The organism is Sphingomonas sp. PP-CC-1A-547 (assembly GCF_003610375.1).
Taxonomy (GTDB): domain Bacteria; phylum Pseudomonadota; class Alphaproteobacteria; order Sphingomonadales; family Sphingomonadaceae; genus Sphingomonas.
This window is the reverse complement of record NZ_RAPZ01000003.1, coordinates 1-26736: the sequence shown is the minus strand read 5'-3', so window position 1 is coordinate 26736 and position 26736 is coordinate 1. Positions and strand designations below refer to the sequence as shown.

The window sequence follows — 26736 nt, the reverse complement described above, 5'->3', positions numbered from 1 at the left end:
TTCGCAACAGCGAAGTGTCGCGGGGTGGAGCAGCCCGGTAGCTCGTCAGGCTCATAACCTGAAGGTCACAGGTTCAAATCCTGTCCCCGCAACCATCTTGATTTGCAATGCCTCCTCGGTCACCACCGCGGAGGCTTTTTGCGTTTCCGCTCCGGCACATAGCGACAGCATTGACGCCAGCTCCCCGCGCAGGTCGATCGCGAGATCACCGTTTTCCGGCGTCAGCACCACCGCCTCGATGAGCGCGCGCAACCGGTCGAACGCCTGCGCCTCCAGCGCTTCGTCCTCGAAGGCCGCGGTGAGCTGTTCGACCTTCTCACGGTACACGCGGCTCAGGTCCGGGGTAAGCAGCTCGGACTCCGGGGAAACCGTCTCTGTGGTTTCCTGTTCGGTAAGCTCCAGTTCGGCGAGCAGGGCCTTGCGTCGCTCGGTCCAGATCTTCATCTCGTCGACGAACACCATCGCGTCCACGCCTTTGAGGATAGCCGCCTTGGCGCACCCGAGCTGGTGATCAAGATTGGCCAGTTCGGCTTCCCGCTCGGGGCGGGCGCTGACCGTTTCAGCTGTCAGGCGTCGGGTCTCGGCCTCATATTCCAGAAGGAACGCTGCGACGACATCGTCACGCAGCATCTCGCTCGACAAGCCCGCCAGCACGCGCGTGTCGAGTTCGTCCTGGCGGATCGTTAGCCGGTTGTCGCACCAGGTCGGGCCCTTTTTGGCGGCGCCCTGGCAGCCGAACCGGGTCTTGCCCGATTTGGCATAGCTCGCGCCGCAGCTGCCGCAGGTCATCTTGCCGGTCAGCAGATACCGCGGGCGTTGCTGTGCGAAGAAGGGCAGACTGGTCGTCTCGGTACGCGGTTTCGCTGAGCGCGCGAGCGTAGCTTGGCGGGATTTGACCCGGTCCCACAGTTCGACGGGCACGATGCCGAGCGCCGGGGACTCGACCTCATCGGATCGTTTGTCTTCCGGATTGAGGAAGGCGTGGCGCTTTCCCGTTTCCGGGTTCTTGCGATACGTCTGTTTGCCGTACGGCCGTCGCCCCACATACAGCGGGTTGTTGAGGATGCCGGTGCCGCGTGCGGCATTGCCGGTCAGCGTGTTCGGCGTCCAGGCCGCGGCCTTGCCGAGCGGATGTCTGCTGGCTTTGCCGCTACGCGGGGAGGCCACACCGTCGGCGTTGAGGCGCCGCGTGATGGCGACGGGCGACAGGCCGGCCGCATAGTCCTCGAAGATCCGCACCACCACCGCGGCCTCGGTGGGCACGATCTGCTGCAGGCCGCGGATGCGTTCGCCGTTACCGTCGTGCTCGATGCGCTTCTCATAGCCGTACGCAGAGCCACCGGGATTCTTTCCCATCGCGTGACGACGCACCAGCGCATCGCGCGTCTTGTCGCTGGTGGCGCTCAGCTGCTCGGCGTTGATCGTACCGATCATGCCGATGTGCAGCGGCGTGACCACGCCTTCCTTGCGCGTCGCCAGGAGGATGCCGCGAAACCTGAGAAGGTCGAACAATGTCGCGATATCGGCCTGACTGCGCGACAGCCGGTCCATTGCGTCGGCGTAGACGATGTCGACGCGGCCTGCGGCAACGGCCGCCAGCAGCGCCTTCATACCGGGGCGGTGCATCGTAGCCGCCGATTCCGCTGCGTCTGTGAAGCAAAGCACCTCCTGCCAGCCTTCGCGCATGACCTCGCGCCGGCACATCATCAGCTGCGTCTCGATCGACTGCACGTCCTGTTTGTCCGTCGAATACCGCGCATATATCGCACACCGCTTCATCTTTCCTCCATTCGTGCTTCCTGCATTCGAAACGAAGGTCCTCATGATGGTCGCCTACCCGTTTTCGGGGCGACCTGGTTCTTCTGGGACCTCTGCTGCCGCGCCAGGTCGCGCGCCAGCAGACGCGCGAGGTCCAGCGCGAGATCGTGTAGCGGGGAGGGGGGCTGCGACGGCATCCACGCCAGTTGGGTAGCGCGGCGTCACGCCGACTCCGACCTTCCCACATGGTTGCCAGGCCGCATCGAGACCGGGTCGTTGGCCGGTCTGCCGCTGCTCATATTGGTAAATACAGACCGTCTGCATTTCGGCAAAACTGGTGGATAGCGGCCCATCTGCTTTGGGCCGGTACCTTTGATAAACTGCCGTTCGTTCACATGATCAGGGAGAAAGCAAGTCGACTGATTCCTGTTAGGTTGCGGAGCGGCCGCTTCGAGTTGCGATGTCAGATAAGTAGAGGCTTATCTATGCTGCGGAGCAGTGAATTCAAACTCATGTCGCTGGTGGTGGGCGGACTGGTCGGGTCAAGGCGGTTGGCCACCGAAGTGGAAACCCGTTCACACTACGTATTAGGATCGAACGCCTGTAGTCTCCAATTCTGGACTAAGGCTCGTCAGCAAAGCTGACAGGTGAACGGTGCGTTCAGATTTTCTTGAATACCTATTCGAAGTGGTGCCTTACCGGATTCGCAAGATACTGACCAACAATAGATGCGATTCAACATGATCTACGAGGCAAATGACATCGAGCACAGGCTTGCTAAGCCGAACCCCTCGTGGACCACCAACGCTCAGGTCGAGCGGATGAACCGCACCAGTAAGGAGGTGACTGTCAAACGCTGCGTTATGAGATCCACGAGCAGTTGAGGGTGTACCTTAAAGAGTTCGTGGCAGCATATTTTGCCTGTTGACCAAGACGCCCTGTGGCCTCACGTCTTACGATTACATCTCCAAAAACTAGACATCACCGGGTAGGTTCAGCGTCGATCCGATCCACACGATGCCGGTCCGATACACCTGCCTTCAGATTGGAATTGTCACACGGAGTCCGTTCAGTGTTTCGCGGAAGGGTATCTGGCAGGACAATCGGGAGGTTGCTGTGCGACCATCTAGCTCGTCCAGAAGAGTTTCTTCATCATCGGTGGCCTGGGACAATTGCCCTATCTGTGCCGGATCGACGATGACGTGACAGGTACCACAGGACAAGCTGCCGCCGCAGAGCGCAAGCAGTTCGTCAATGCCGCCCTCGCGAATGACTTCCATTACGGATAGTCCGGCGGTGGCTGCCAACGTCCGGGTCTGTCCTTCACGCGTCGTTACAATCAGATCGGCCATGTCTTATTCCAAGGGTAAGCGTACTGCACCGCGAGCCGGGAGCCAGCGGGACAGATACGGTTGTCGAAAAAACGTTCGTGGCCAGCGTTCGTGGCCCAATCGAGGGAGTTCAGCGACCGCGCGCTTATCGGACGATGCGCAAACGGTCGCTGGATCGAACCCTAGGACACACGAAACGGGGCGTGCCTCGGTGGTGATCAATAGTGGAACCTGAACTCCACGCCGACCCGGCGGGGCGTCAGGACACCGCGGGAATAATAGCGTTCGACCACGTCGCTGCGGACCTGGTTGTAGGACGATATGTCGTTGCTGATCGCCGTTACCGCGTATTTGTCGAAGATGTTGTCGGCGAACAGCCCGACTTCGAATGGCTTGGTGACGTAAGTCAGCGAGGCGCTGTGCGTCACATAGCCCGGGATCGCCTCGCCGTTGCCGCGCAGGCCTACGCGCGAATAGATCTCGCCGCGGTAGATCGTTGCCCAGTTCGCCTCGATCTTCCTGCCGTCGCCGAGCGGATAGCTGAAGAGGAGCTGTGCGCTGCCCGAGTTCTTCGCAGACCCCGGCAGCCGATCGCCCGAAAGGGCGTCGTCGCGAACGCCCTGACTGGCTACCAGCCCAACGACACCCTGCGTCAAGTGCGCGTCGACATAGGAATAGGTGCCGGTCAGCGCGAGGTTCGGCGTGATCTTGACCGTGCCTTGGAAATCGAACCCCTGCGATACCGCCTCGGCACCGTTGACCGTGATCCCGATCGCGCCGTTGAGCGTCTGGCTGGGCACCTGCACGCCCGACCATTTGACGTGATAGCCGTCGAGAGTCAGCAACAGTCGCTTGTCGAACAGGCTGGCGCGGACGCCCAGTTCTGCGTTGCGCGTGCGATCGGGACCGTAGCCCACCTCGTTGGGTAGCGCGCACAGCACCTGCCCACCCGCGGCGGCCCTCGCCAGATCCTCGGGCGTGCAAGCTATGACCTGGTTGACGCCGCCGACGCGGTAGCCCGTCGAATAGGTGGCATAGGCCAGCAGGTTCTCGCTGAACTTGTACGAGGTGTTGGCCTTCCAGACGATGCCGTCCTTGCCGGTCGCGCCAGGCTTGAACCGGTTCGCATTGATCGTCGTTGACGGAAACGCACCGATGCCCACGCCGATCAGCGGCAGCGCCGATCCGCCAACGATCGTCGCGTCGTACTTGAAGTAGCGGATGCCGCCCGTCACCTGCCACGCGTCGGTCAGGTGAAGCGACGCCTCGCCATAGACCGCCTTTTCGACGTTTTTGCTGTTGAGTTTCGAGACATATTCCAGGTCGTCGGGCCGCCCGGCGCCGGCAAAGTCTGAGAAGCTCGGCGTGTATTCATGCCGGTCGCTCGCATATTTCAGACGGTTATAGAAGCCGCCGATCACCCAGCTCAGCGGTCCGCCATGCGTGGAGACGAGGCGCACCTCCTGGTTGAGCTGCTTATACTTCCGTTCGTTGTTGGCGTAGGACGAGAATGCGGGGAACGCCTCGTAGCCATAGTCCAGATCGAGCAGCAGATCGGTGTTGTCGTCGACACTGCTAATGTGCTGCTTGGTGTAGGCGGTGGTGCTGACGAGCTGGGCGATGCTGCCCAGGTTGATGTTGAACTCGGCGGAGAACAGGTCGGCGCTGCGATCGACGGGCTCCAGATAGCGGAACGGCGCTTCGTAGTTGCCCGTGCCTAAAACGCCGGCGCCATTCGCCTGGCGCCCGCCGGTCTTGGTCGTCTGGTGCGCGTAGGTCAGGTACGCCTTGATGTTGGGGTTGTACTCGAGCAGCAGTTGGTTGCGCGTGGTGAAGGTGTGCTCGTAGTTCACATCCTCCTTGCGCTTGAAATTCGCGGCGTAATCGGCGGTGGTGCCGAGTGAGCCGGTCGAGGTGGCCGTCGCGCGACCCGGCTGCGGGTTGGATACGCCCGGCTGCTGCAGCAGGTAGTTGTAATCCATGAAGCCGGCATTGTCGTAATAGCCGGTCGAGGTGCGGAACGCGATGTGGTCCCGGACGATCGGGAGATTGATCGCGACGTCGCCAACCCCGCCGAACTCGTCCGAATGCGACTGCGCATAGCCGCGGCCATGGACGTCGATCGAGAAGCGATCGGTTTCCGGGCGATTGGGAATATAGCGCACCGCGCCGGCGAGGGTGCCGAGGCCGTAGAGCGTACCCTGCGGTCCTTGCAGGACCTCGACCCGGTTGACGTCGATCAGCTTGAAATCGAGATAGAGCGGGACTTCGCCGAGATACACCCCGACCGAATTCCCGGCGTTGGCACCGAGCACGCTGGTATCACCTGACGCGATTCCGCGCAGGATGATGCCCCCGGTCGATGCCGGCCCGGTATCCGCGACGGTGACGCCGGGGACGAAGGCGGCAAGCGAACGAACATCGTCGAGCCGCAGCGATTGGATCGCCTCGGCGGACACCGCACTGATGTTGATCGGCGCGTCCTGCAGGGTCGTTCGACGGCGGCTGCCGGTCACGATGATCTCATTGGAGCCGGAGTCGACAGCTGCTTCCGAGGCAGGCGTTGCGGGAGCGTTTTGCTGTTCCTGTGCCATCGCGGGTGCTGCGGTCACGCTAACCAGCGCCGTCGCGCACAATAAACCGGTGCGCGAGAATCGTACTGCCATTGAAGCCCCCTTGGTACGTAAAACGCTATCGCCTCTCCATGTTCTTCCTGTCGGCGTCGGCGCCTCGCTCGGGGCCAATCGCTTATGAGCAGAGTGTGGATATTATCGGCGGACCAACATGGGGCGTTTGACGTAAGCCGGTCGCGCATCGGGACCGGCGAGCTGTAACGACCTACGTCAAACGGCGCATGCCCGGCGGAGACGCAGCGCGATATCTGGTCGCCATGGTTCGTCACGCCACCTCGCGCGCGATACGCATGGCGCTCAGCCTGGTTTGCGCGCTGACCATGATCGCCCCGGCGCACGCGGAGCGGCAGACGCGGGCTCGACTGGTATCCTGCGGCGAGAACAGCTGCCTGCGGCTGTCAGGATATCGGGCGCGGGCGGCCATGATCGTCAGGATCGGAGAGCATGACCTTTCGGTCGAGGGCGACCGTGCATGGCAGGCGACGGTCCCGCTGGATATCGCGCGCGCGTGGCCGATCGCCCGCAATTACGCGCTGCGCGTGGCCTTTGTTGATCCCAACGCGGGGACGGAGAGGGTTGAAACGGTCATGCTGCCGCCGGGGTCGCTTGGCGCTCGCACCCAAATCGCCTCGCTCATCGTCAGCGCGCGCTGACGCCGGCAAACCCGTCCTTCGTCGCGCGCTTGTGATCACACCCGGTCGGCCCTACATTATCGTCACCTGATCGCCGGAGAGCGATGGGCCCGCGAACGCAGGAGATGATGATGAAGATTGGCCTGGCGGCATGTGCCGCACTCGTGATGGCGACACCTGCCATTGCCGCACCCGGCGGAAATCCCTTCTCGGCCGATAGCGCCGTCTTGAACCTCAGCGGGATCGACCTCGCGAGCGTCGACGGACAGCAGCGCCTCGCGATCCGGATGGACAACGTTGCGAACGCGGTGTGTGGCCAAGGGCTGAGCTCGATTCATCTGGCGCTCGGCGTACAGGCGCGTGGCTGCCGTGCAGACGTGATTGCTGATATGCGGAGCCGCATTGCAACGGCAACAGCGTCGCGGGATGTCTCGCGTGGGACGCAGTTGGCGTCGCGCTAACGATCAAGCGGGGCGCGCCGGGGTATCTGTGCCCCGGTTGTCGCTCCGTTAAATAGCGTATGGCTGCCACGAGCCCGGCGCTTACGGTTCGGGCATGAAGCAAGCTATCCTAGTGCGTGGCACCCGCAACTCAGTCTTGCGGGTGGCTGCGTTTGTCGTCGTTATGGCGCTGTCGGTTGGCGCGACGCCGAACAGCGTAGGACCGCGTTTCGCACGTTGGATCGATGGTACGACTTCGACCGAGCCCGAGACTCAGGTGCAGCGGATCGATGACGATAGTTTCGTCATCCGCCAGTCGGTACGAACCAATTTCGAGGCACCTTTCCTCTATCTGTTGTTTGGTACTGATCGCGCGCTGCTGATCGACAGCGGCGCGGGTGGGCTGAAGATCCGCCCGACGGTCGACCGCGTGATCGCCGATTGGCGGACGCGTCACCGCAATCGCCCGATCCAACTCATCGTCGCGCACTCGCACGGCGATCATCATGCCGGCGACGATGAGTTTCGCGAGCGGTCGAATACCGAAGTGGTAGGTCTTCAGCCACAGCAGGTTGCAGCTTTTTTTGGCATTCGCGACTGGCCGAACGCGATCGGCCGCTACGACCTGGGGCATCGCGTGCTCGATATCGTGCCGACCCCGGGGCACGAGCCCGCGCACATCATGGTCTATGACGCGCGTACGCGGCTGATTTTCTCGGGAGACATGCTGTATCCCGGCAGGCTCTACGTCCCGCGCGATCGGTTCGACGTGTTTCGTGCGAGCGCGGTTCGGCTGGCGGGCTTTGCCAAAACCCATCCGGTGCGTGCGCTGCTCGGCGCGCATATCGAGATGACCACGACACCCGGGAAGGATTACCCGATGGAAGCAGCCGGCCATCCGTCCGAGCACGGCCTCGCGCTGCCGCCGTCGGCGATCGACGAACTGGAGAAGGCTACCGCCGAGGCGAAGTCACCGGCGGAGATTGATCGCCACCCCGACTTCATCGTCTATCCGGTCGCTCCCAAGCCGGCCTGACTGCCGGGACCTGCGTCTTCTCAAGCGGTGGCACGCGGGCTTAGTCGCCGATCGTCTTGGGTTTGCGCCACCACGACATCGTGTGCGCGTCGTGAGCCGTCGTCCACACGCCAGCGCGGGTGTAGCGGAGCGCGCCGCTACCGGCGGGGGCGCCCATGCGTGCGGTGATGGCGAGCGACGTGGGGTCGATCACCACGAACGTCTGCCCCGCGGTGGTGCGCAGCCACACCTTGCCGCCGCCGGTGTCGATGTCACCGTATTTCAGCGTCTCGTCCACCTTGACCCGGCCCGAGACCGCGGCGGTCGTCGGATCGATCCGGGCGACGGTGCCGTCCCCCTGTTCCTGGACCCATACCGATCCTTCGCCTGCCGCCAGGAAGCCGGGCTCGCGCCCCAACGGTGTCGTTGCGACGACGCTATTGGTGGCGGGGTCGATCTTCTGCAGGCTTTGCTGCGTGCCGCTGACCGCCCAGATCGATCCCATGCCGAAGGTCAGGTAATAGCTGTCGGGGTTGGTCGGGATGGATGCGACGACGGCGTTCGTGGAGGGATCGACGCGCGCGATCACACCCTTGGCGTCGCTCGCCACCCAGATCGATCCGGCGCCGGCGACGACGTTCAGTTCGCCTTTCGGATTGGCGATCCCGGTCGCGATGATGGCAGTGATCTTTGCGGTCTTCAGGTCGATCCGGGTCAGCGTGAAGTCCTTGCAGTCTGCGACCCATAGCGACCTGAACGCAATCGTCATCGCGCCGCACGGATGGGCCATCGGCACTTCTGCGCGCTTGCCCTTGCGGGACCAGCGCTCGACGCGGCCGCTGTTGGTGGCCCATACCGTCTTGCCGTCGACCGCGAGGAAGTCCGCGAAGCCGGGCACGGCGATGACCTGCTCGCGCGATTCGGCGGCTGATGCGGGCGTGAAGGCCGTGCCGATGCCGAACATCGCGGCGGCCCATGTCGTTGCCACTGTCTTTTTCAATTCGTGCCGCCCCCTAATTCGTTCGATAGTGCCGATTACGCTGCCGCTTCTGTGTCAGTCTCGGGCTGCCGCATCTTGATCCTGTCGATCAGCGGGCGTGCCGGAAACAGGAACTGCTCCGGGATCGTCAGGCGTCGGCGCTTGTCCTGGCCCACCAGCTCGGCTTCGCCGCTGCGGTACGTGCCGAAGATTCGATCGAGCAGGATCAGCGAATTGCCGTAATTGCAGCGCGTATCGTCATAGGCCACCGAGTGGTGCAGGCTGTGGTTCTGGATCGTGGTGAAGACGAACGCGTACCAATGTGGCGGATCGAAGCGCGTGTTGGCATGCGCGAAGGTGGAGACCACGGCCAGGATGTTGAGCGCACAGAAGATTGCGGCCTGCGGTAGGTCGAGCAACGCGATCACGCTGAGGCTGATCAGGAACAGTTCCAGCGGATTGCCGACCGCGCCCTTCATCGCATTGAGCTGTGTCAGGTGATGATGCGGCGCATGCGTCGACCAGAAGAACGACTGGTTGTGCATCAGGCGGTGCAGCCAATATTGCCCGAACTCGATCAGGACGACGACCAGCGCGATCTGCACCACGAACGGCAGGTGCATCGCCCACGGCGTCGCGATCCCGAGCGCGCGTTTGGCAGCCATCATCGGCTCGTCGGCGAAGGTCTTCGTCGCCCAGGCGATCACGGTGTAGCTGAGCACGACGTAGAAGACGTCGGTGAAGAACTCCCGCTTGGTCAGACGCCAGCTCGAATGTCGCTCGTTGACCCATTCCAGCGCCTGGATCAGCGCTGTCGTTGTCAGCGTCGCGATCACGATCGACCAGGGGTTGGCGATCCAGTCCGCCGGGCCGAACGCCCAGAACAGCAGGACGGCCACGACCATCACGGGCTGCACGTAACTCAGAAGCAGTTTCTGCATCATAGGCACCTGATTGGGTCGGCGGTGAATGCGACCGCGCTGCGCCGTGACGATAGAATGGGACGGCTCGCGTCGCAGGTGTGCGAATGACGTACGCCGGCGGCTAGTCGATGGTGATTCCGTGACGCTCCAGGAAGTCGCGCGCGGGCCCCAGCGCGTCGGCGTGGAGACGCCAGCGATCGATCGAGTCCCGGTAGAGCGGCCGGCGGACCTGCGCTGCGCTAGGTGTCGAGACCGGCGCGACGTTGGTATGGAAATCGAGGCAGGAATCCGACCAATCGAGTCCGCAATGCGCGAGCAGGCGGGCGGTCTGCTCGCGCTGGTTGTCGACCAGCGTTTCATACTGGAGTTCGAGCACGCGGCCGGGCAGCGCCTCGCGCCACAGCGCCATCATGCGGTCGAAGCGTTGGTAATAGGCGGCGGTGTCGAGCAGGTCGTAGCTATAGTCGTAATAGCGCGATCCGATCGCGAACAGGTTGCGGAAGTTGGCGATGATCGTGTCCATCGGGTTGCGGCGGAGGCAGACGATCGTCGCGTTGGGCAGGGCGCGGGCGATGATGCCGACATACAGGAAATTGCCCGGGAATTTGTCGATGATACGCGGTTTCGTCCCGGAGGCGTGGGACGTGGCGCGCGCGAGATAGTCACGACCGATCTTGCTAAGGTCTACGCTGGCGGCGGCGTGGATCGTCTCGGGATCGAGCACGGTCCGGCTGCGCGTTCCCGCCGCGGCTTTTACCGCGAGCGGCATCGCCTGGAGTTCGCCGGCGCTCTCGACGTCGGGGTGCGACGACAGGATGCGATCGACCAGCGTCGTGCCCGTGCGCGGCATGCCGACGATGAAGATCGGCGATGCGGGTGATGGGTTCGCGACCTGGGCCTTCGCGATCGTCGGCCAGCACGCCTCAACCGCATCGAAATTGGCGGCATCGTCGGCGAAGCGATAGGGCAGGGTTGCGCGGTGCTCGACATTGGTCTCGGCGAGGATGGCGAACGCGGCACGCGGATCGGCGAGGTCGTCGATCTCCTTGGCGAGCGCGTAACCGAGCAGCAGGCGGTCCCGCGGTGTCCGCGTAGCCTCTCGTACTGTCGAGAGCCGGTCTATATGGTTGCGGTCTGGTGTCTGAAGGCGCAACCCGGCCAGCAGATGGTGCGCGCGGGCGTCCTCCGGGGCCAAGGCGAGCAGGCCTTCCAGCGCCTGTTCCGCTTCGTCCTGCCGCCCGAGGAAGCTCAGCGCGGCGGCTTGGTTGTAGCGGAACGCGGTGTTGGCAGGCGCTCGTCGCACGGCTTCGGCGAAGTGGGGAAGCGAGGCGGCGTGATCGCCCAGCCGTGCGTACACGCAGCCCATCGTGTCGCGCCCGAGCGCGTCGGTCGGCGGTGACAGCTCGGCGGCGGCGAGCGACGATGCGGCGTCCGCATCGCGCCGGACGAGCGTGTAGAGGCGTGCGAGTTGGGCGTGATATTCGCCGTGCCCGTCAAGCGTGACGGCGGTTTCGATCAGCTCGATCGCGTTGCGCACCTTGCCGAGCGCGGCAGCGCCGATCCCGGCGAGGAAATGCGCCTCGGCTGCATCCGGCGCTTCCGTGCGCCATCGGGTCGCGGCGGCAAGCGCGCCCTCGTTGTCGCCACGTGCGAGCGCCGCTCGGATAGCGGAGGCGCGGGTGGCCGTGTCTGCGGTTCGATCCATGCGCCCTCGACTTAGCGCGTCAGCGTGGTGACGGCGATCGCGGTCGCCGACGCGCGGTTCTCCACGCCCATCTTCTCGAAGATCTGCTCGAGATGCTTGTTCACGGTGCGCGGACTGATCTCGAGGATTTCGCTGACCTCGCGGTTCTGCTTGCCGCGGCTGATCCAGAGCAGGACTTCGGCCTCGCGCGAGGTGAGCCCGTGCTGGGCGGCGAGCATCGCCTGCTCCTCGCCTTCGTGGCGTTCGGTCAGGCGGAACACCCATTGATCCGCGGCGGTGTTGCGCAGCAGGCCGGCTTCCAGCGTGCGATCACCGGCTGCCACGGTGACGCGTGCTCCCGGCATCGGCGGACTGGCTTGCAAAACGCGCAGCGCCGCCAGGAAAGGCATCGGCAGCCCGCCGGATGCGCAGGACCAGCCGGGGAACAGCCGTTCGAGCATCGCGCTCGCGGCCGGGGTCAGCCATTGCGGCTCCCCGGCGCCATCGACCGCGAGGGCTGGCCGGCCGCTCATGTCGAGTGCGAGCTGGCTGCCATGCGCGACGCGTGCGGTGGCCAAGTGCACCCGGATGCGGGCCAGCAGCTCCTCGATCACGATCGGCTTGCTGACGAAGTCGATCCCGCCGGCGTAGAGCCCGCGGACGACATGCTCGGTCTCGGTCAGCCCGGTCATGAAGATGATCGGCAGATGCTGGAACGCCGGGATGGCCTTGATCCGCAGAGTCGTCTCGAACCCGTCGAGATTGGGCATCACCGCGTCCATCAGGATCAGGTCGGGCGTAATATTCTTCAACAGCGCGAGCGCGGCGAGACCGTCGATCGCGATCAGGACGGTCATCCCGGCGCTCTCGATCGTCGTGGTGAGGAACCGCAACGCCTCGGGCGTGTCGTCGACGACCAGGATGACCGGCCGTGCCGCCTCTGCGGGTTCAACGCGCATCGTCGAGCGTCTTCTGGAGCGAGGCGAGATCGAGGTCGGTCAACTGGCGCCTTAGTACGGCAACAAAGGGGGCGGCGGTCGGTATCGTCTGCTCGAACATATCGACCGCGTTTTCCAACCCGCGGAGGTGACCGATCCTCGCGAGGTCGCGCAGGCGATCGAGGAAGGGCAGGGCGGCCGCCGGCAAGGGGCGCAATGCCGCGGGCGTCTCGGGTATGTCGAGCACCGCTGCCTCGTCCCAGCGCAAATCGAGCTGCGTGCCGATCAGCGAGATCAGCGCGTCAAGTTCGACCGGCTTAGTCACGAACGCATTATGGTTGCTGCGGCTCTCACCCCCGATGTGCAGTTCATGCACGTCGGCAGACACCATTACGATCCGCAACGCCGCGCCGTGCGTCGCGCGCAGATGGGCCGCGACATCCCACCCGCTCATCCCAGGCATCTGGATGTCGAGCAGCACGATATCGGCGGGCGTGCGCTCGGCCAGCAGGAGCCCCTCCGTTCCATTCGCCGCGGTATGCACGATGAAACCCAGCGCGGCGAGCAGGGACTGGAGGATGGCGCGCTGAGCGGGGTCGTCGTCGATCACGAGCACGGTCCGCGGCGGTCCCGCATAGCCCGTGATCCTCGCCCCCTGCACGGGCGCGCGCGATGCGATCATCGGGGCGGGCAGCATGATGCGGAGGCGGAAACTGCTTCCGAAGCCCGGCGTGCTTTCCACCGCGATGTCGCCGCCGAGCACGCTGGCAAGCACGCGTGTGATGGCGAGGCCCAGGCCGATGCCCGGCTGACTTTGCGCCTCCGCCGAGTTGCCGCGCTCGAACGGCTCGAACACGCGGTCTAGGTCGCCCGCGGCAATCCCGATGCCGGTATCGCGGACCTCGATATCGGCGACCTGGCTGCGGTACCGGACCGTGACGGCGACGCTGCCCGATTGGGTGTATTTGATCGCGTTGGAGACGAGGTTGATGAGGATCTGGCGCAGGCGCTTCTCGTCCGCCTTCACTTGCGCGGGCAGCCGATCGTCGACGTCGAGCGTCAGCGCCAGGCCCTTGGCGGTGGCCTGCATCCGGAACATGTCGACGATGTGGTCGAGCAGTCCGCGGATGTCGATCAGGTCCGAGCGGATCGTCAGGACGCCGCTCTCGATCCGCGAGATTTCGAGCAGCCCTTCGACGAGGTTGGTGACATGCTCGGCGGAGCGACGGATGATCGTCCCGACTTCTGCGCCCGACAGCGTGTCGTCGCGTTCCAGCAGCTGCGCATAGCCGTAGATGACGTTGAGGGGCGAACGGATCTCATGGCTGACCGCGACGAGGTAGCGGGTCTTCGCCTCGTTGGCGGCTTCGGCCGAGACCTTGGCGCGCTCAAGCTCGGCGAGGGTCGCCGCATGGGATGCGTTCGCCGCGGTCATGATCCGCTTGGTCGGGACAACGTGGCGATATAGGCGCGCCAGCCGCCGAGCGCGGTGATGTCCTCGGCGCCGACGATCGCGCGCGGCTCGGCGACGAAGCCCTTGACGGTCGATCCGTCGGCGAGCGTCACCGAGCCGATCGCAAGAGGTGCCGGGACCTCGACGACGAAGCTGCCGAATGCGGCAACGTCGAGCTCGTAGACTTCCACCGCGATCTCGGCACCGTCGTCTTCGCCGACATGGATCAGCGCAGGCTTGGGCGGTGTGGAGTTGGCCATCGCGTACAGTCGATAGGTTGGCGCGGTGGTGGTGGCACTGATCAGCCGCGCCTCGCGGGATGTCAGCTGCCAGTGGAGCGGCATGCCTTCGAGATGCGCGCCGACGACGGCGAGTTTCACGGTTTCCATAGTATCCTCGATGTTCAGGGGCGGGGGTGGGGGAAGCGCGGCGGCGGCGAGATAGGCCTCGCCGGCGTCGAGCAGACCCTGGTCGGTCCAGGCGGGCGCGATCAGCGTGATGCCGAAACCGGTGCCGTTGTTGCGCCAGCCGGCGGGTAGCGCGAGCGCCGCCATGTCGAGCAGGTTGACGAAATTGGTGTAGAGCCCGAGGTTGCTGTTGAGCGCGATCGGTGCCGCGCGCATCTCGGCGATGCGGTAGATCGTCGGCGTGGTCGGCAGCGCGAGTAGGTCGATATCCTGCCACATCGTGTCGGCGATCCGCTGAAGTGCGGCGAGCCGATACTGGCCTTCGAACACGTCTACGCCGCTGACGGAACGTCCGGCTTCCATGATCGCGCGCACGGTCGGGTCGATCGCGTCGGGGCGTGTATCGAGCAGCGGCAAGGCAGCGGCGGTTCGCTCGGCGACCCAGGGGCCGCCGTAGAGCAGCATCGCCGCCTGGCGGAGCGGCGCCATGTCCACCTCGACCAGTTCGGCGCCGTCCGCGGCGAGCGTTGCCAGCGCCTGTTCGTACAGGCGGGCGGCGGTGGCATCGCCGAGGAAGATACGCTGGTCCGGCGTGGGTACGCCGATCCAGCGCCTGCCGACGGGGCGATCCTTGAGCGCGCGCGAGTAGGGATCGACGGGATCGAAGCCGGCCAGCACCGTGTCGATCGCGCGCGCGTCGGCGGTGGTATGGGCGAGCACGGTGATGCAGTCGATCGTGCGGCACGCGGGTACCAAGCCGGTGGTGCTCCAGCGGCCCTTTGTCGGTTTCATGCCGACAAGGCCGTTGAACGCAGCGGGGACGCGACCCGACCCTGCGGTGTCGGTGCCCAGCGCGAACGCCACCAGTCCGGCCGCTACCGCGACCGCCGAGCCGGAGCTGGACCCGCCGCTGACATAGGCACGATTGAACACGCAGGCGGGTGCGCCGTAGGGGCTGCGGGTGCCGTTGAGGCCCGTCGCGAACTGGTCGAGGTTGGTCTTGCCCATCGGTATCGCGCCGGCCGTGATTAGGCGTTCGACCACCTCGGCAGAGATGGTCGGCGTGTAAGCGAAGTCTGGGCACGCGGCGGTGGTTGGTACGCCCGCCAAGTCGATATTGTCCTTGATCGCGAACGGCACCCCGGCAAGCGGCAGTACCTCTCCTGCGGCGATCCGTGCGTCGACGCGGCGTGCGTGCGCCAGGACATCGGCATCGGCGATGCGCGTGATCCACACCGCGGGCTGGATCGCCGCATAGGCGTCGATACGTGCCAGTGCGGCTCGGGCGATGCTGACCGCATCGGTACGCCCAGACGTAACCGCGGCGGCGATGTCACCGACGTGGAAGGCGACGTCCATCACGCCACCTCCACCGCGAGCATCGCCCCGCCGGGCGAGAGCGGTTGTCGCTCCTGGACGTAGATGCGGCGTATCGTACCCGTGACGGGGCTGATCACGGGGGATTCCATCTTCATCGCCTCGATGATGCCGATCGTGTCACCTTCCGTCACTTCCGCCCCTACGGCGACGAGCAGCTTCCATAAGCTGCCGCCGAATGGTGCCTCAACCAGTTCGCAGCCGTCGGGCACATCGATCTCGGCAGTCGCAGAACTGGCGTCCGCTTCCTCGGTCAGCGCCGCGACTCGGTCGAATTCACCGTTCCGCTCCCAGTTCGCACGCTCCTCGTCGAACGCCGCCTGGCGCTGCGTCTGGAATGCGGCGATCGACGAGGCGTTGTCGGCAAGGAAGGCGCGGTATTCGGAAAGGCGGAACACTTCCTCCTTGATCCGGATGGCGCGCCGGCCGAGCGGGAAATCGCGGCGCCACTCGGTCAGTTCGTCGTGGCTGACCGGGAAGAATCGGATGCGGTCGAAGAAGCGCAGCAGCCAGGGCTTGCCATCCCGGAACGCTTCGGTCTGGCGCCACGCATTCCACACCTGAATGGTGCGGCCGAACAGTTGGTATCCGCCGGGACCTTCCATGCCGTAGATGCACATGTAGGCGCCGCCGATGCCGACCACGTTGGGCGGCGTCCAGGTGCGCGCGGGGTTGTATTTGGTGGTGACGAGGCGGTGGCGCGGGTCGATCGGCGTCGCCACCGGTGCACCGAGATAGACGTCGCCGAGGCCCATCACGAGGTACTCGGCATCGAACACGATCCGCTGCACGTCGTCGATGCTGTCGAGCCCGTTCACGCGGCGTATGAACTCGATGTTGTCCGGGCACCACGGCGCGTCGTCGCGCACCGATTCCATGTATTTGTCGATTGTCTGGTAGATCGCCGGGTCTTTCCACGACAGCGGCAGGTAGATCACGCGCGACGGGATTTCGAAATCGTCGAGGCCACCCAGCCGCTCTTCCGCCGCAGCGAGCGCATCCAGCAGAGACGCCTGCGAAAGCTGTCGGCTGTCGTAGTGGATCTGCAGCGAGCGGATGCCCGGAGTCACGTCGATGATGCCGGCAAGCGCGGCCTTTTCGACTTCGAGCATCAGCGCGTGGACGCGGAGCCGGAGTTCGAGATCGAGCATGATCGGGCCGTATTCGACCAGCAGGTTGCGATCGCCCTGCTGACGATAGGTCACGGCCGGACGTACGCCTTGCGCCTCGATCGCGCGCAGGACTGGTGAGCCGAGCGCGCTGTCGGACTCCGCTGGTTCAGCCGTCGGAGCCGATAGCGTAGCGACGAGTTGGTCCTGCGCCTGCTCGGCCGCGACTGCCGTCGCATTGTCGATCGGCACGAAGCGGACACTGTCGCCGGGTGCGAGCTGGCCGACCTTCCACAGGTCCGCCTGCGCGACCACGAACGGACAGACGAAGCCGCCGAGTGAGGGGCCGTCAGGACCGAGGATGATCGGCATGTCGCCGGTGAAGTCGACCGCGCCGATCGCATAGGCATTGTCGTGGATGTTCGACGGGTGCAGCCCCGCCTCGCCGCCGTCCTTGCGTGCCCAATGCGGCTTCGGCCCGAGCAGGCGGATGCCGGTCCGGTTGGAGTTGTAGTGGACCTTCCAAGCCGTGCTGCGCAGCATCGCGATGTCGTCGGGGGTGAAGAAGTCGGGAGCGCCGTGCGGGCCGTAGAGGACGGCGAGCGTCCATTCGCGGTTGATCGCCGGACGGTCGGCGAGCGCGAGCGTTGCTGCCGGCGCGCTGGGCAGTTCGGTTCGGGCCAGATGCAGCGTGTCGCCGGTCATCACCGCGCGCCCGGCATGGCCGCCGAATTCGCCTAGCGTGAAGGCGCTGCGGCTGCCGAGGAACAGCGGCACGTCGAGTCCACCGGCGATCGCGATATAGCCGCGCATGCCGCCACCCGCGACGCGCCCGATCTTGAGGATCTGGCCGGCCGTAATGTCGATCGGCTCGTAGGAGGACACTGGCGTGCCATCGACGGCCGCACCGAAATCCGCGCCGGTCAGGCAGATCCGGGTGGCGACGTTGAAGAGCAGCGTCGGCCCGGCGGCGGTGATCTCGAGCCCTGCCGTGTCTTCCGCGTTGCCGAGCAGCCGGTTGCCAAGGCGAAACGCGAGTGCGTCCATCGGGCCGGATGGCGGCACGCCGACATCCCACAGGCCGAGCCGGCCGGGGTAATCCTGGACCGTGGTGGACGCGCCGCCCGCCAGCACGCGGATCGACCGCGGCGTGTAGGCGATGTCCGCAAGCGCGCGGGTCGAGACCTCTCCGCTGGTGAACACCGGCGAGCGCACGACGGTACGCAGCCAGCCGAGATTGGTCTCGATCCCGGCGATTGACGTGGCGTCGAGCGCGTCCTGCATTGCCTGCACCGCGGCATCGCGGGTGGGTGCGGTGACGATCAGCTTGGCGAGCATCGGATCGTACCAGCTCGATACCTCGGTGCCGGCGGCGATCCAGCTGTCGACGCGCGGGCCTTCGGGAAACGAGACGCTGACCAGCCGGCCCGAACTCGGTCGGTAATCCTGCGCAGGGTCTTCGGCATAGAGGCGGACCTGGATCGACGCGCCGACTGGCTTCGCCTCGAAACCATCGAGGAAGGCAAAGTCGCCGGCCGCGCCGCGGACCATCCATTCGACGAGGTCGACACCCGTGACCTGTTCGGTGATGCCGTGTTCCACCTGGAGCCTGGTGTTGACCTCGAGGAAGAAAAAGTCGTCGCGTTCGGCGTCGTAGAGGAACTCGACCGTCCCCGCGGACCGGTAATCGGCGGCGGCGGTGAGCCGGACGGCGGCGTCGATCAGCGCCTGACGCGTGGCGGCGGGGAGCAGGGGGGCGGGGGTTTCCTCGACGACCTTCTGGTTGCGGCGTTGCAGCGAGCAATCGCGTTCGCCGAGCGCGACGACATGGCCGGCGCCATCGCCGAATACCTGTACCTCAATGTGCCGTGCGCGGGCGACGTAGCGTTCGAGGAACACGCCGCCGTCGCCGAAATTGCCTGCGCCGAGGCGGGCTACGGTGGCGAAACCCTCGCGGATATCGGCCTCGTCGGCGCAGACCTTCATGCCTATGCCGCCGCCGCCGGCGGTCGCCTTGAGGATCACGGGATAACCGATCCGCGCTGCCGCCTCGACCGCGGCGGCTTCGTCCTGGAGCAGGTCGGTGCCGGGCGCGAGCGGCACGCCCTGCGCGGCGGCGAGATCGCGCGCGGTGTGCTTCAGGCCGAAGGCACGGATATTGTCCGGGGTCGGACCGATGAACGCGATGCCGCGCGCGGCGCATGCCTCGGCGAACGCGGTGTTCTCGGACAGGAAGCCATAACCGGGATGGATCGCTTCGGCGCCGGTTGCCTTTGCCGCGGCCAGGATTGCCTCTACATTCAGGTAGCTCTCTGCCGCTGGCGGTGGACCGATCCGGACCGCCTCGTCGGCCTGGGCAACGTGCGCGGACCCGGCGTCGGCGTCACTGAACACCGCGACCGAACCGACGCCCATCGTCTTCAACGTACGAATGATGCGGCAGGCGATCGCGCCGCGATTGGCGATCAGGACCTTGGTGAACATCACGCCGAAACCTGCATGCGCACAGGCGTCGGGTTGAAGCCGTTGCAAGGGTTGTTGACCTGCGGGCAATTGGACACGACCACGATCACGTCCATCTCCGCGCGCAGGTCGACGGTCAGTCCGGGCGCGGAGATGCCGTCGACGATGCCGAGCGTTCCGTCCGCCTCCACCGGTACGTTCATGAAGAAGTTGATGTTCGACACCATGTCACGCTTGCCGCGGCCGGCGCGGATATTGGCGTCGAGGAAATTGTCGACGCAGCTATGCTGGGCCTTCGTATGGTGGCCGTAGCGCAGCGTGTTGGACTCGCACGAACAGGCACCGCCGATCGTGTCGTGATAGGCGACGCTGGTCCCGGTGATCGTCATCATCGGCCGACCCTCGTTCGAGAGCAGCACCGCGCCCTCGCGCAGGAACAGGTTGCGCTGCGCCGCGATCGTGTCCTGCGCGCTGTACCGCTCGGCATCGTCGGCAGCGGCGTACATCAGGAAATCGACCGCCTGATTGCCTTCGAGATCGACGATGCGCAGCGTTTCACCAGCGGCGACGCGGTGCATCCAGGGTGCGCGGGCGGGGACGATCTCGTCGTGGCGGATGGTACCGGGGAGGGGGGAAGTGGTCATGTCGGTCCTTCAGCGCGCGTAGAGATCTTCGGTGTTGAGAAAGGCGCGAAGCCCCTCGGGCGTGGCGGTGCGTACAGGGTCGTCCTCGGCGGCCGGTTCGCCACGCCACGCCGTCGCGCGCAGCGGCGTCACCGTGAAATCTGCGCGGGTGTCGAGCACGTGCGGGCAGTTCGCGAGCACGACGATCAGGTCCATTTCCGCGCGCAGGACGAGCGTCCGGCCGGGCGGGAAGGGACCGATCTCGGGCAGGGTGGTGCCGTCCTCGGTGATCCGGACGCCCTTGAACCAGTTGATGCAGGGGTGGACGTCCTTGCGACCGAGCCCGTGCCTCGCGACACCCAGCATGAAGCGGTCGCGTGCGTTCGGATGCGCGCCGTAATTCTTGCCGTCGCCGTAAGCGCGTGCGTTGGATGCCTCGTTCGAAGCTCCACAAAACGCGTCGTGCGTGCCGGCGTCGTCCTCCAGAATGGTCATCATCACCCGGCCCATGTCCGACAGCAACAGCCGACCCGCACCCAGGTAGCCGTTCCACTGCACCTTGAGCGTATCGGCCACGTTCAGCCGCTCGGTCGGCGTCTCGGCGTTGAAGATCAGCATCGAGGCGCAGGCGTCGCCGACGACGTCGATCAGCCGCAAACGAGTGCCGCGGGCGATCCGGCGCGACGCGTAGCCCGCAGGCGCGATCGTCTCTTCCCAGACGGCTTCGCCGGGCGCGTCGCCGGCGGCGGCGGGGAGGGTGGGCATCGCCTCCACCCGGGTGCCCGTCATCGCGCGGGCGTGGTCGCGGGCGCCGTACGGATCGGCGGTCGTGGTCGTCATGCAAAGGGTCTCCGTAGAAGATCGGGCCGCGGAAGATCGGGCCGTGGAAGATCGCCGCCACCAATCGCGTCGACGACCGCCTGTGGCGGCAGCGTCTTGCGATCGAGCGGCAGGTCGTAGGTGGTGGTGGCGCCGAAGCGATGCGGCGCGTGCGGATCGTGGCGGCGCTTGTCGAAGGCGAGCACGCGCGTGCCGAGCTTGAACGCCTCGCCGATGTCGTGTGTCACCATCACGATGGTCAGCCCGCGTTCCTGCCAGAGCCTGGTGATGAGCGCATGCATGTCGAGCCGGATGCCCGGATCGAGCGCGCCGAACGGCTCGTCGAGCAGCAGGATGCGGGGATGTTTGACCAGCGCCTGCGCAATCGCGAGCCTCTGCTGCATGCCGCCCGACATCTGTGCGGGATAGACATCGAGGCTGTGATCGAGACCGACCGCGGCGAGCATCTCGACCGCGGTCTCGCGCGCCGCGCGCCGCTGCGCACCGAACAGGCGCGCGGCAAAGGGCGCCTGCGCACATTCGATCCCGAACATTACGTTGCGCAGCGCGGTGAGGTGCGGGAACACCGAATAGCGCTGGAACACGACGCCGCGATCGGGGCCGCATTCCGCGCGCATCGGCTTGCCATCGAGCAGCACCTGGCCGCGGGTCGGCGCTTCCTGGCCGAGGATCAGGCGGAGGAAGGTGCTCTTGCCGGCACCCGACGGGCCGACCACCGCGACGAAGCTGCGCTCGGCGATCTCGAGCGAGACGCGTTCGAGCACGATCTTGTCGCCATATTCGACCCAGATGTTGCGGAGCTCAAGCAGCGGAGTCACCGGCCCCCCCCATGTGCCCAGGGGAAGCCGCGGCGGCTGACGAACAGCAACAGCGCATCGGCAGCGATCGCGAGCAGCGAGATCCAGGCGACGTAGGGCAGGATGATGTCCATCGCGAAATAGCGCCGGACCAGGAAGATGCGGTAGCCGAGCCCTACATCGGAGGCGACGGCCTCGGACGCGATCAGGAACACCCAGGCCGGGCCCATCGACAACCGCAGCGCCTCGATCAGGCGCGGCATCAACTGCGGCAGGGCAACGCGGATCGCCAATTGCCAGCTGTTGGCGCCGAGCGTCTGCGCCTTGACGGTCTGCTCGACGGGCAGGTTGGCGACGAAGCTCGTCAGGTCGCGCGTCATGAACGGTGCGATGCCGATCGCGATCAGCGCGATCTTCGAGGCTTCGTCGAGCCCGAGCACGATGAACAGGATCGGCAGCACCGCGACCGGCGGGATGACCGCGATCACCGCGACCGTCGGGCCGAGCACAGCACGCGCTAGCGGCATGACGCCGAGCAGCAGGCCGAGGACCAGCGCGCTCACAGTCGCGATGGCGAGGCCGATGGCGAGGCGATAGAGGCTGGCCAGCGTGTCGGCGACGAGGATGACGCGATCGGTCGAGGGATCGCGATCGGTGGTGAACCCGCGAATGGCCTGCGCCATCGCCTCGAAGGTCGGCAGCACCTTGTCGGCGGGATTGTCGAGGTGGCGCGCCTCGGAGGCGAGCAGGTAGACGAACAGCAGCGCCACGATCGGCAGCGCGCCCAGCAGCAATCGTGCCCCGCGTCCGAGGCGGATATCGACAAGCCGCGTCAACGCCGATGCCTTGCGTCGGCCCGGTTGTGCTGGTCGATCGTCTTACTGGAATGTTGTGGCAGTACGCTCATCTCATCCCCGGATTTCATGCATGCCGACGGCACGGCGCGAGAGATCCGTCGGAACGGCTGTCCCGACGTCGCTCTTCTGTTCAGTCGACGCGAGGCTACAGCTTCCCGTCCGCCGCCAGCTTCATGAAACTCGGGTCGAACCGCAGCTTCACGTTCTTGGTATCGCCGAGCGTCTTCCCGCCGGCGAAGGTGATGCCGATCGTGTCGACGGACTTCGCGCTCGGACCGAACAGGCCGTGGGCGAAGCTGAACTGGCGGACCCGGTCGGTCACGGTGATCAGGTTCGGGTTCTCCGCATAGGCGACCGCGTCCTGCGGCTTCGCGTACAGGTGCGTCGTCTTGAGCTGTTCGTCGAAACTCGCCTCGGTCGTGCCGGCAGCCTTCGCCATGGTCGCGCGCGCGGCGCGGCCCGCAGCATCGTCGCGGGTCATGATCGCCATCGTTTCGTACCAGATACCGGCCAGCGCTTTGCCGAGGTTCGGGTTGGCCTTGAGCGTCGCGGTGCTGACGTTGAGCGTATCGAGGATCTCGTTGGGGATCTTCGAACTGTCGAACACCTGCGTCGCGCCCGGCGTCGTGCGGATCGTCGACAGCTGCGGGTTCCAAGTGACGACCGCGTTCACGGTCGGGGAGGCGAACGCCCCGACGATATCGGCGTCGCCGGTGTTCACGGTCTTCACGTCCGCGAGCTTCATGCCGCTCAGTTCCAGCCCGCGCGCGAGCAGGAAATGCGACACGGACAGTTCGACGAGCTTGACCGAGCGCCCCTTGATGTCGGCCATCGTCCGGCCGTTCTTGAGCACCACGCCGTCATTGCCGTCGGAATAATCGCCGATCAGCAACACCGTGGTGTCCTTGCCGCCCGCCGCCGGAATGGTCAGCGCATCCATCGTCGTGCAGACCACGCCGTCGAGCTTGCCGGCGGCGTATTGGTTGACCGATTCGACATAGTCGTTGACCTGCACCATCCGGATCTCGATGCCGTATTTGTCGGCCCATTTCTTCACGATGCCGGACTGTTGCGCGTAGGCCCAGGGCATCCACCCGGTGTAGATCGACCAGCCAATCGTAAAGTCCTTCTTCACGACGCCTGCGCCGGTCGCGGATCCCGACTTGCTCCCGCAACCGCCCAGCGATAGCAGCACGGCGACGGCTGCAACGCTATTCAGCCAAGGTCGAAACACCATCAAGCACACCCCTTAGCCACCCGATGATACCAGTGCGCCGCCGTCTCCCGTATGATCGGGAACAGACGCGGCGGACGAAGGCATCATCCTTGGAACAAGGTTGCCGTGCCGGGGATCATCAATGAAGAGGTAAAATACTGATGAAAGGCATAGGTTGTATCTATGCCCTGCGTTGCGCCCGGTGGCGCCGGGTGACTTCGTCGAGGAACAACTGGGTTGCAGTGTCGCGCGACGGATCGGCCCGCGCGAGCAGGAATATGTCGTAGGCGGGTTCGGCATCGGCGTGGAGCAGTGGCCACAAACGGCCCTTGGCGACGGCATCCGCAGCGGCGAGCACGGGTAGGAAGCCGATGCCGACGCCGAGGGTAATCAGTCGGGCGGCCTCGTTGATGTCCTCCGCATGCCCGGTTGCCTTGGTGCCGAGGCGATAACGACGGCGCAGACGCGTGATGGTATCGAGTTCGTCATCACCGGTAAGGACGAAGCCCTCGTCTTTCAGTTCGCCCAGTCGGTCGACGCGGTGTCCGAAAAGGGGGTGGCTGCGCGCGCAATAGAGTTGCTGGCGTTCGACGAACAGCGGTTCGTAGACCAGGCTGCTTCGTGGGTTGCTGTCGTAGCCGACGCCGATCTCGGCATCGCCCTGCTCCAGCGCGTTGAGGACCGCGCGCCAGGGCGAGACGCGAATCTCGATATGAATGTTTGGGTTGCGACGGTGGAAGCTGACGATCGCCTCGTCGAATTCGGTCGAGGTCACCGCCGAGATCAGTTGGATGCGGACGATGCCCTCGACGCGCTTGGTGGCCTGCGCGACCTGATGCGGGACCATCCTCGCTGCTTCGAGCATCTCCTCGCACAGTCCAAGAAGCGCGGTGCCGGCTGGCGTCATCTCGACACCCGAAGACGATCGCTTGAGCAGCTCGACGCCGACCTGGTCCTCCAGCCGTTTCAGCGCTGCGCTGATGCTCGGTTGCTGCTTATTCAATTTGCGCGCGGCTGCGCCGATGCCACCCGCCCGAACGATTTCGACGAAGGTGCGCAACAGGTTCCAGTCGACCCGGCTTGCGAAGGTCTTGTCAGGCAGGATCGCGTTGTCGTCCAAACACTCGGCTCCCGGATTGTCCGGGGGCACCTTTAGCTGCGTGTCGTTCTTGCGCAACGCGTGCGGAATGCGCGGTTAGTGGCGTACAGTAGGTTTATGCGGCAGGTTTAGGCAGCTAGGTGCTCAGCAGGCGTTTGCGAAACAGCCTCCTGATCCGACGATCCTCGAGAACGCGCCCCACGGCATAAAGCGCGGCAAAAATGCCCGCAAAGACATACCCCGGTGTCGGTGACGGCTTCTTGTCGTCCTCGTCCTTCTTGCTCTTCTTCTTGGGCGGATCGGGCTCCGGAGCGCCCAACGCCTTGTCGATCGGGTTCAACACAACCGGCGGCTTCTTGACCTCGGGCTTCTTGCCCTTGGCCTCGGTCCTCGCCTTCTCGAACTTGCCGAGAACGATCGTGGCTTGCGCGAAGGCGAGAAACAGCAGCGGCGCGAGGAAGCAGAACAGCAAGGCTCGGCTGGCCAGACGGTATCGTAACACCAGACTGGTCGCTCCGTGTTCGACGCGCAGGGTGCCGCGATCGAAAACGGCCATCTTGTCCTGCGCAGCCTGGCCTTCCTTTTGGAACGACAGCGTGTCGCCTGCTCGTTCGCGGGTTGTCCCGGTCTGGCGGAACAGAGGGTCGAGCCGTTCGAAGGCGTCGTCGACGGACTGTCCCGGCGCGAGGGGAAGGCTGCCCTCGACGTGCCAGATCCCGTCGATAAAGCGTCGATACACCGAATATCCCAGAGCCGCGCGTGGGGTGGTCGCGTCGAACCCCGTGGCTTGGCCTGCGGTCGAAGCGGCTCCGGTCATTCTGCCGGTACCATCGGCGCCGACGCCATGTTGCCGCTCGGCCGCCGACCGAACCGTTCCCTGATCGACTTCCACCCTTCCGTGAAGGTGTAGGTCATCGTCTCGCGGACCGACATGGGGCGGCCACCCTCCATCCCGAGCAGTTCGGCTTCACCGTCGACGCAGGTCCCGAACACGCGATCGATGATCACCCAGGTGTTGGAATAATTGCTCCGGCTTGCCTCATAGTCCTGCGAATGATGCACGCTGTGATGCTCGGTCGTGTTGAACAGGAAACGCCACCAGCGCGGCGAGTTGAAGCGGACGTTGATGTGCTGGTAAGTGCCGACGGCAAGGCCGAAGGACCCGGCGAGCAGGGCAGCCCGTGGCACGAAGTCGAAGAACCCGCCGACGCCGAGACCGATCAGGAACAGCTCGACCGGATTGCCCACCGCGCCCTTGTTGATGTTGAGCTGGGTAATGTAGTGATGCGGCGCATGTGCCAGCCATAGCGGATGCCAGTTATGCATCCCGCGGTGCATCCAGTATTGCCCGAAGTCGAACACGAGCGAGATCATCAACGCCTGCATCAGCAGCGGCAGGCCGGTGAACCAGGCGAACTTCTCCCAGTCGAACGAATGCTGGATCGCCTCGATCATCGCACCGTCGCCGATATAGCCGTCGATCATGCGCAAGACGGTGTAACCGAGGCCGACATAGAACAGGTCGGTGGTCAGTTCCTTCCAGGTCAGTCGCCAGCTGTCGTGTCGCGGTGCCAGCCATTCGAGGCCCAGCAGCAACACTTTGAAGCCGATACCGATGCCGATCGCGGTCGATGCCTTGGCAATCGAATTGGGTGCGTAGAACCAGAAGGCGATCAGTGCGAACAGCATCGTCGGCTGGAACCAGGTGAAGAAGAACTGCTTCGCCGGGCCACCCTCGACCTTGGGAATGTTTTCCCACCCCACGATGACCGGTGCCTGTGCTCCGATCACTCTATTGCCGACACGAACTCCGCTCATACTAACCCCGCGATGCCAAGCTTCTACGAGAGAGATGCCTGAAAACGGGGGACGGCGTCATACGTCATCGAACGTATGTCGCTCCATTTGGTGGAAGCGAAAAGGGAGCGATGGTTGCTCCCGGATCGCTCACTGGTGAATAGCGGAACGCGGGTTGTCGATTAAGGCACGGGGCTGTGTACGCAGAAGTCGTTCGTATGGCTAGGTTGGGGCCTGAACGTATGCCGTTTGGTGAATAGCGGCCTGTCCGCTTCTCTATCGCGGCCTGAGTCAACAGGCGCAGACCACTCTCCGCCGCCGCGAGTGCGCCGGTTTGAGGAATTGGTAGGCGACGAAAATACAAA

Annotated in this window: 21 protein-coding genes, 1 tRNA gene and 1 pseudogene; 5 read left to right on the top strand and 18 right to left on the bottom strand. The window is 65.0% G+C overall.

Annotated features, from left to right (window positions below; all coding sequences use genetic code 11):
* Positions 1 to 18: 18 nt before the first annotated feature.
* Positions 19 to 95 (top strand) — tRNA-Met (locus C8J39_RS00455).
* Between the two features lie 412 nt (positions 96 to 507).
* Positions 508 to 687 (top strand): hypothetical protein, encoded by a 180-nt coding sequence (locus tag C8J39_RS18995; RefSeq protein WP_243650276.1) that lies wholly within the window; start codon positions 508 to 510, stop codon positions 685 to 687.
* A gap of 12 nt (positions 688 to 699) precedes the next feature.
* Here the strand turns inward: C8J39_RS18995 and C8J39_RS19250 are convergent.
* From C8J39_RS19250 to C8J39_RS00435, 3 genes and pseudogenes are all read right to left on the bottom strand, one after another.
* Positions 700 to 1707 (bottom strand): annotated as a pseudogene (locus C8J39_RS19250) (recombinase family protein); the annotation flags it as partial.
* Positions 1708 to 2798: 1091 nt separating this feature from the next.
* Positions 2799 to 3110, bottom strand: a complete 312-nt coding sequence (locus C8J39_RS00440; protein ID WP_120298849.1) for a 2Fe-2S iron-sulfur cluster-binding protein — start codon at positions 3108 to 3110, stop codon at positions 2799 to 2801.
* A gap of 197 nt (positions 3111 to 3307) precedes the next feature.
* Entirely contained in the window at positions 3308 to 5755 is a 2448-nt protein-coding gene (locus C8J39_RS00435; RefSeq protein WP_120298847.1) for a TonB-dependent receptor, read from the bottom strand.
* 224 nt (positions 5756 to 5979) lie between these two features.
* On the opposite strand from C8J39_RS00435, the gene C8J39_RS00430 reads away from it, so the two are divergent.
* The 3 genes from C8J39_RS00430 (at position 5980) to C8J39_RS00420 (ending at position 7830) form a co-directional block, all read left to right on the top strand.
* Positions 5980 to 6375, top strand: a complete 396-nt coding sequence (locus tag C8J39_RS00430; protein ID WP_147420643.1) for a hypothetical protein — start codon at positions 5980 to 5982, stop codon at positions 6373 to 6375.
* 110 nt (positions 6376 to 6485) lie between these two features.
* Positions 6486 to 6815: a UrcA family protein gene (locus C8J39_RS00425; protein WP_183037918.1), complete on the top strand. Its 330-nt coding sequence runs from the start codon at positions 6486 to 6488 to the stop codon at positions 6813 to 6815.
* Between the two features lie 94 nt (positions 6816 to 6909).
* A complete protein-coding gene (locus C8J39_RS00420) occupies positions 6910 to 7830 on the top strand; it encodes an MBL fold metallo-hydrolase (RefSeq protein WP_310793794.1) in 921 nt (306 codons plus the stop codon).
* A 40-nt stretch (positions 7831 to 7870) separates the two neighbouring features.
* Here C8J39_RS00420 and C8J39_RS00415 read toward each other — a convergent pair whose 3' ends face one another.
* The 15 genes from C8J39_RS00415 to C8J39_RS00345 form a co-directional block, all read right to left on the bottom strand.
* The gene (locus tag C8J39_RS00415; protein WP_120298841.1) at positions 7871 to 8773 is read right to left on the bottom strand and encodes a YncE family protein; all 903 of its coding nucleotides are present in this window, start codon (positions 8771 to 8773) and stop codon (positions 7871 to 7873) included.
* A 71-nt stretch (positions 8774 to 8844) separates the two neighbouring features.
* Entirely contained in the window at positions 8845 to 9729 is an 885-nt protein-coding gene (locus C8J39_RS00410) for a sterol desaturase family protein (protein WP_120298854.1), read from the bottom strand.
* A gap of 103 nt (positions 9730 to 9832) precedes the next feature.
* Positions 9833 to 11416 carry a sulfotransferase gene (locus tag C8J39_RS00405; protein ID WP_120298839.1) on the bottom strand — a complete coding sequence of 528 codons (1584 nt, stop codon included), beginning with the start codon at positions 11414 to 11416 and terminating at the stop codon, positions 9833 to 9835.
* A gap of 11 nt (positions 11417 to 11427) precedes the next feature.
* Positions 11428 to 12354: a DNA-binding response regulator gene (locus C8J39_RS00400; protein ID WP_120298838.1), complete on the bottom strand. Its 927-nt coding sequence runs from the start codon at positions 12352 to 12354 to the stop codon at positions 11428 to 11430.
* Complete coding sequence (locus C8J39_RS00395) at positions 12344 to 13768, bottom strand: ATP-binding protein (protein ID WP_120298836.1); 1425 nt, start codon at positions 13766 to 13768, stop codon at positions 12344 to 12346. Before C8J39_RS00395 ends, C8J39_RS00400 begins: the two co-directional genes overlap by 11 nt.
* On the bottom strand, positions 13765 to 15552 hold the full coding sequence (gene atzF / locus C8J39_RS00390) for an allophanate hydrolase (RefSeq protein WP_120298834.1): 1788 nt from the start codon (positions 15550 to 15552) through the stop codon (positions 13765 to 13767). The genes C8J39_RS00395 and atzF overlap by 4 nt, the downstream gene beginning before the upstream one ends.
* Complete coding sequence (uca, locus tag C8J39_RS00385) at positions 15552 to 19163, bottom strand: urea carboxylase (RefSeq protein ID WP_120298832.1); 3612 nt, start codon at positions 19161 to 19163, stop codon at positions 15552 to 15554. Before uca ends, atzF begins: the two co-directional genes overlap by 1 nt.
* Complete coding sequence (locus C8J39_RS00380; protein WP_120298830.1) at positions 19163 to 19786, bottom strand: urea amidolyase associated protein UAAP2; 624 nt, start codon at positions 19784 to 19786, stop codon at positions 19163 to 19165. Before C8J39_RS00380 ends, uca begins: the two co-directional genes overlap by 1 nt.
* Positions 19787 to 19795: 9 nt before the next feature.
* On the bottom strand, positions 19796 to 20605 hold the full coding sequence (locus tag C8J39_RS00375) for an urea amidolyase associated protein UAAP1 (RefSeq protein ID WP_120298828.1): 810 nt from the start codon (positions 20603 to 20605) through the stop codon (positions 19796 to 19798).
* The gene (locus C8J39_RS00370; RefSeq protein WP_120298826.1) at positions 20602 to 21423 is read right to left on the bottom strand and encodes an ABC transporter ATP-binding protein; all 822 of its coding nucleotides are present in this window, start codon (positions 21421 to 21423) and stop codon (positions 20602 to 20604) included. The genes C8J39_RS00375 and C8J39_RS00370 overlap by 4 nt, the downstream gene beginning before the upstream one ends.
* Positions 21420 to 22238: an ABC transporter permease gene (locus C8J39_RS00365; RefSeq protein ID WP_120298824.1), complete on the bottom strand. Its 819-nt coding sequence runs from the start codon at positions 22236 to 22238 to the stop codon at positions 21420 to 21422. The genes C8J39_RS00370 and C8J39_RS00365 overlap by 4 nt, the downstream gene beginning before the upstream one ends.
* Positions 22239 to 22404: 166 nt before the next feature.
* Positions 22405 to 23496, bottom strand: coding sequence for a putative urea ABC transporter substrate-binding protein (locus C8J39_RS00360; protein ID WP_120298822.1), 1092 nt, complete (start codon positions 23494 to 23496; stop codon positions 22405 to 22407).
* A 160-nt stretch (positions 23497 to 23656) separates the two neighbouring features.
* Positions 23657 to 24595: a LysR family transcriptional regulator gene (locus C8J39_RS00355; protein ID WP_120298852.1), complete on the bottom strand. Its 939-nt coding sequence runs from the start codon at positions 24593 to 24595 to the stop codon at positions 23657 to 23659.
* A gap of 115 nt (positions 24596 to 24710) precedes the next feature.
* Entirely contained in the window at positions 24711 to 25391 is a 681-nt protein-coding gene (locus C8J39_RS00350) for a hypothetical protein (protein WP_310793793.1), read from the bottom strand.
* Positions 25388 to 26392: a sterol desaturase family protein gene (locus C8J39_RS00345; protein ID WP_120298821.1), complete on the bottom strand. Its 1005-nt coding sequence runs from the start codon at positions 26390 to 26392 to the stop codon at positions 25388 to 25390. The genes C8J39_RS00350 and C8J39_RS00345 overlap by 4 nt, the downstream gene beginning before the upstream one ends.
* Between the last annotated feature and the right edge of the window lie 344 nt (positions 26393 to 26736).

Bases quoted from the DNA above. Each gene is read 5' to 3' on its own strand.
- atzF (WP_120298834.1), bottom strand. From the start codon at position 15,552: ATGGACGTCGCCTTCCACGTCGGTGACATCGCCGCCGCGGTTACGTCT.
- C8J39_RS00435 (WP_120298847.1), bottom strand. From the start codon at position 5,755: ATGGCAGTACGATTCTCGCGCACCGGTTTATTGTGCGCGACGGCGCTG.
- C8J39_RS00400 (WP_120298838.1), bottom strand. From the start codon at position 12,354: ATGCGCGTTGAACCCGCAGAGGCGGCACGGCCGGTCATCCTGGTCGTC.
- C8J39_RS00425 (WP_183037918.1), top strand. From the start codon at position 6,486: ATGAAGATTGGCCTGGCGGCATGTGCCGCACTCGTGATGGCGACACCT.
- C8J39_RS00395 (WP_120298836.1), bottom strand. From the start codon at position 13,768: ATGACCGCGGCGAACGCATCCCATGCGGCGACCCTCGCCGAGCTTGAG.
- C8J39_RS00345 (WP_120298821.1), bottom strand. From the start codon at position 26,392: ATGAGCGGAGTTCGTGTCGGCAATAGAGTGATCGGAGCACAGGCACCG.
- C8J39_RS00415 (WP_120298841.1), bottom strand. From the start codon at position 8,773: ATGTTCGGCATCGGCACGGCCTTCACGCCCGCATCAGCCGCCGAATCG.
- C8J39_RS00430 (WP_147420643.1), top strand. From the start codon at position 5,980: ATGGTTCGTCACGCCACCTCGCGCGCGATACGCATGGCGCTCAGCCTG.
- C8J39_RS00375 (WP_120298828.1), bottom strand. From the start codon at position 20,605: ATGACGACCACGACCGCCGATCCGTACGGCGCCCGCGACCACGCCCGC.
- C8J39_RS00410 (WP_120298854.1), bottom strand. From the start codon at position 9,729: ATGCAGAAACTGCTTCTGAGTTACGTGCAGCCCGTGATGGTCGTGGCC.
- C8J39_RS00350 (WP_310793793.1), bottom strand. From the start codon at position 25,391: ATGACCGGAGCCGCTTCGACCGCAGGCCAAGCCACGGGGTTCGACGCG.
- C8J39_RS00405 (WP_120298839.1), bottom strand. From the start codon at position 11,416: ATGGATCGAACCGCAGACACGGCCACCCGCGCCTCCGCTATCCGAGCG.
- C8J39_RS00440 (WP_120298849.1), bottom strand. From the start codon at position 3,110: ATGGCCGATCTGATTGTAACGACGCGTGAAGGACAGACCCGGACGTTG.
- C8J39_RS00420 (WP_310793794.1), top strand. From the start codon at position 6,910: ATGAAGCAAGCTATCCTAGTGCGTGGCACCCGCAACTCAGTCTTGCGG.
- uca (WP_120298832.1), bottom strand. From the start codon at position 19,163: ATGTTCACCAAGGTCCTGATCGCCAATCGCGGCGCGATCGCCTGCCGC.
- C8J39_RS00360 (WP_120298822.1), bottom strand. From the start codon at position 23,496: ATGGTGTTTCGACCTTGGCTGAATAGCGTTGCAGCCGTCGCCGTGCTG.
- C8J39_RS00380 (WP_120298830.1), bottom strand. From the start codon at position 19,786: ATGACCACTTCCCCCCTCCCCGGTACCATCCGCCACGACGAGATCGTC.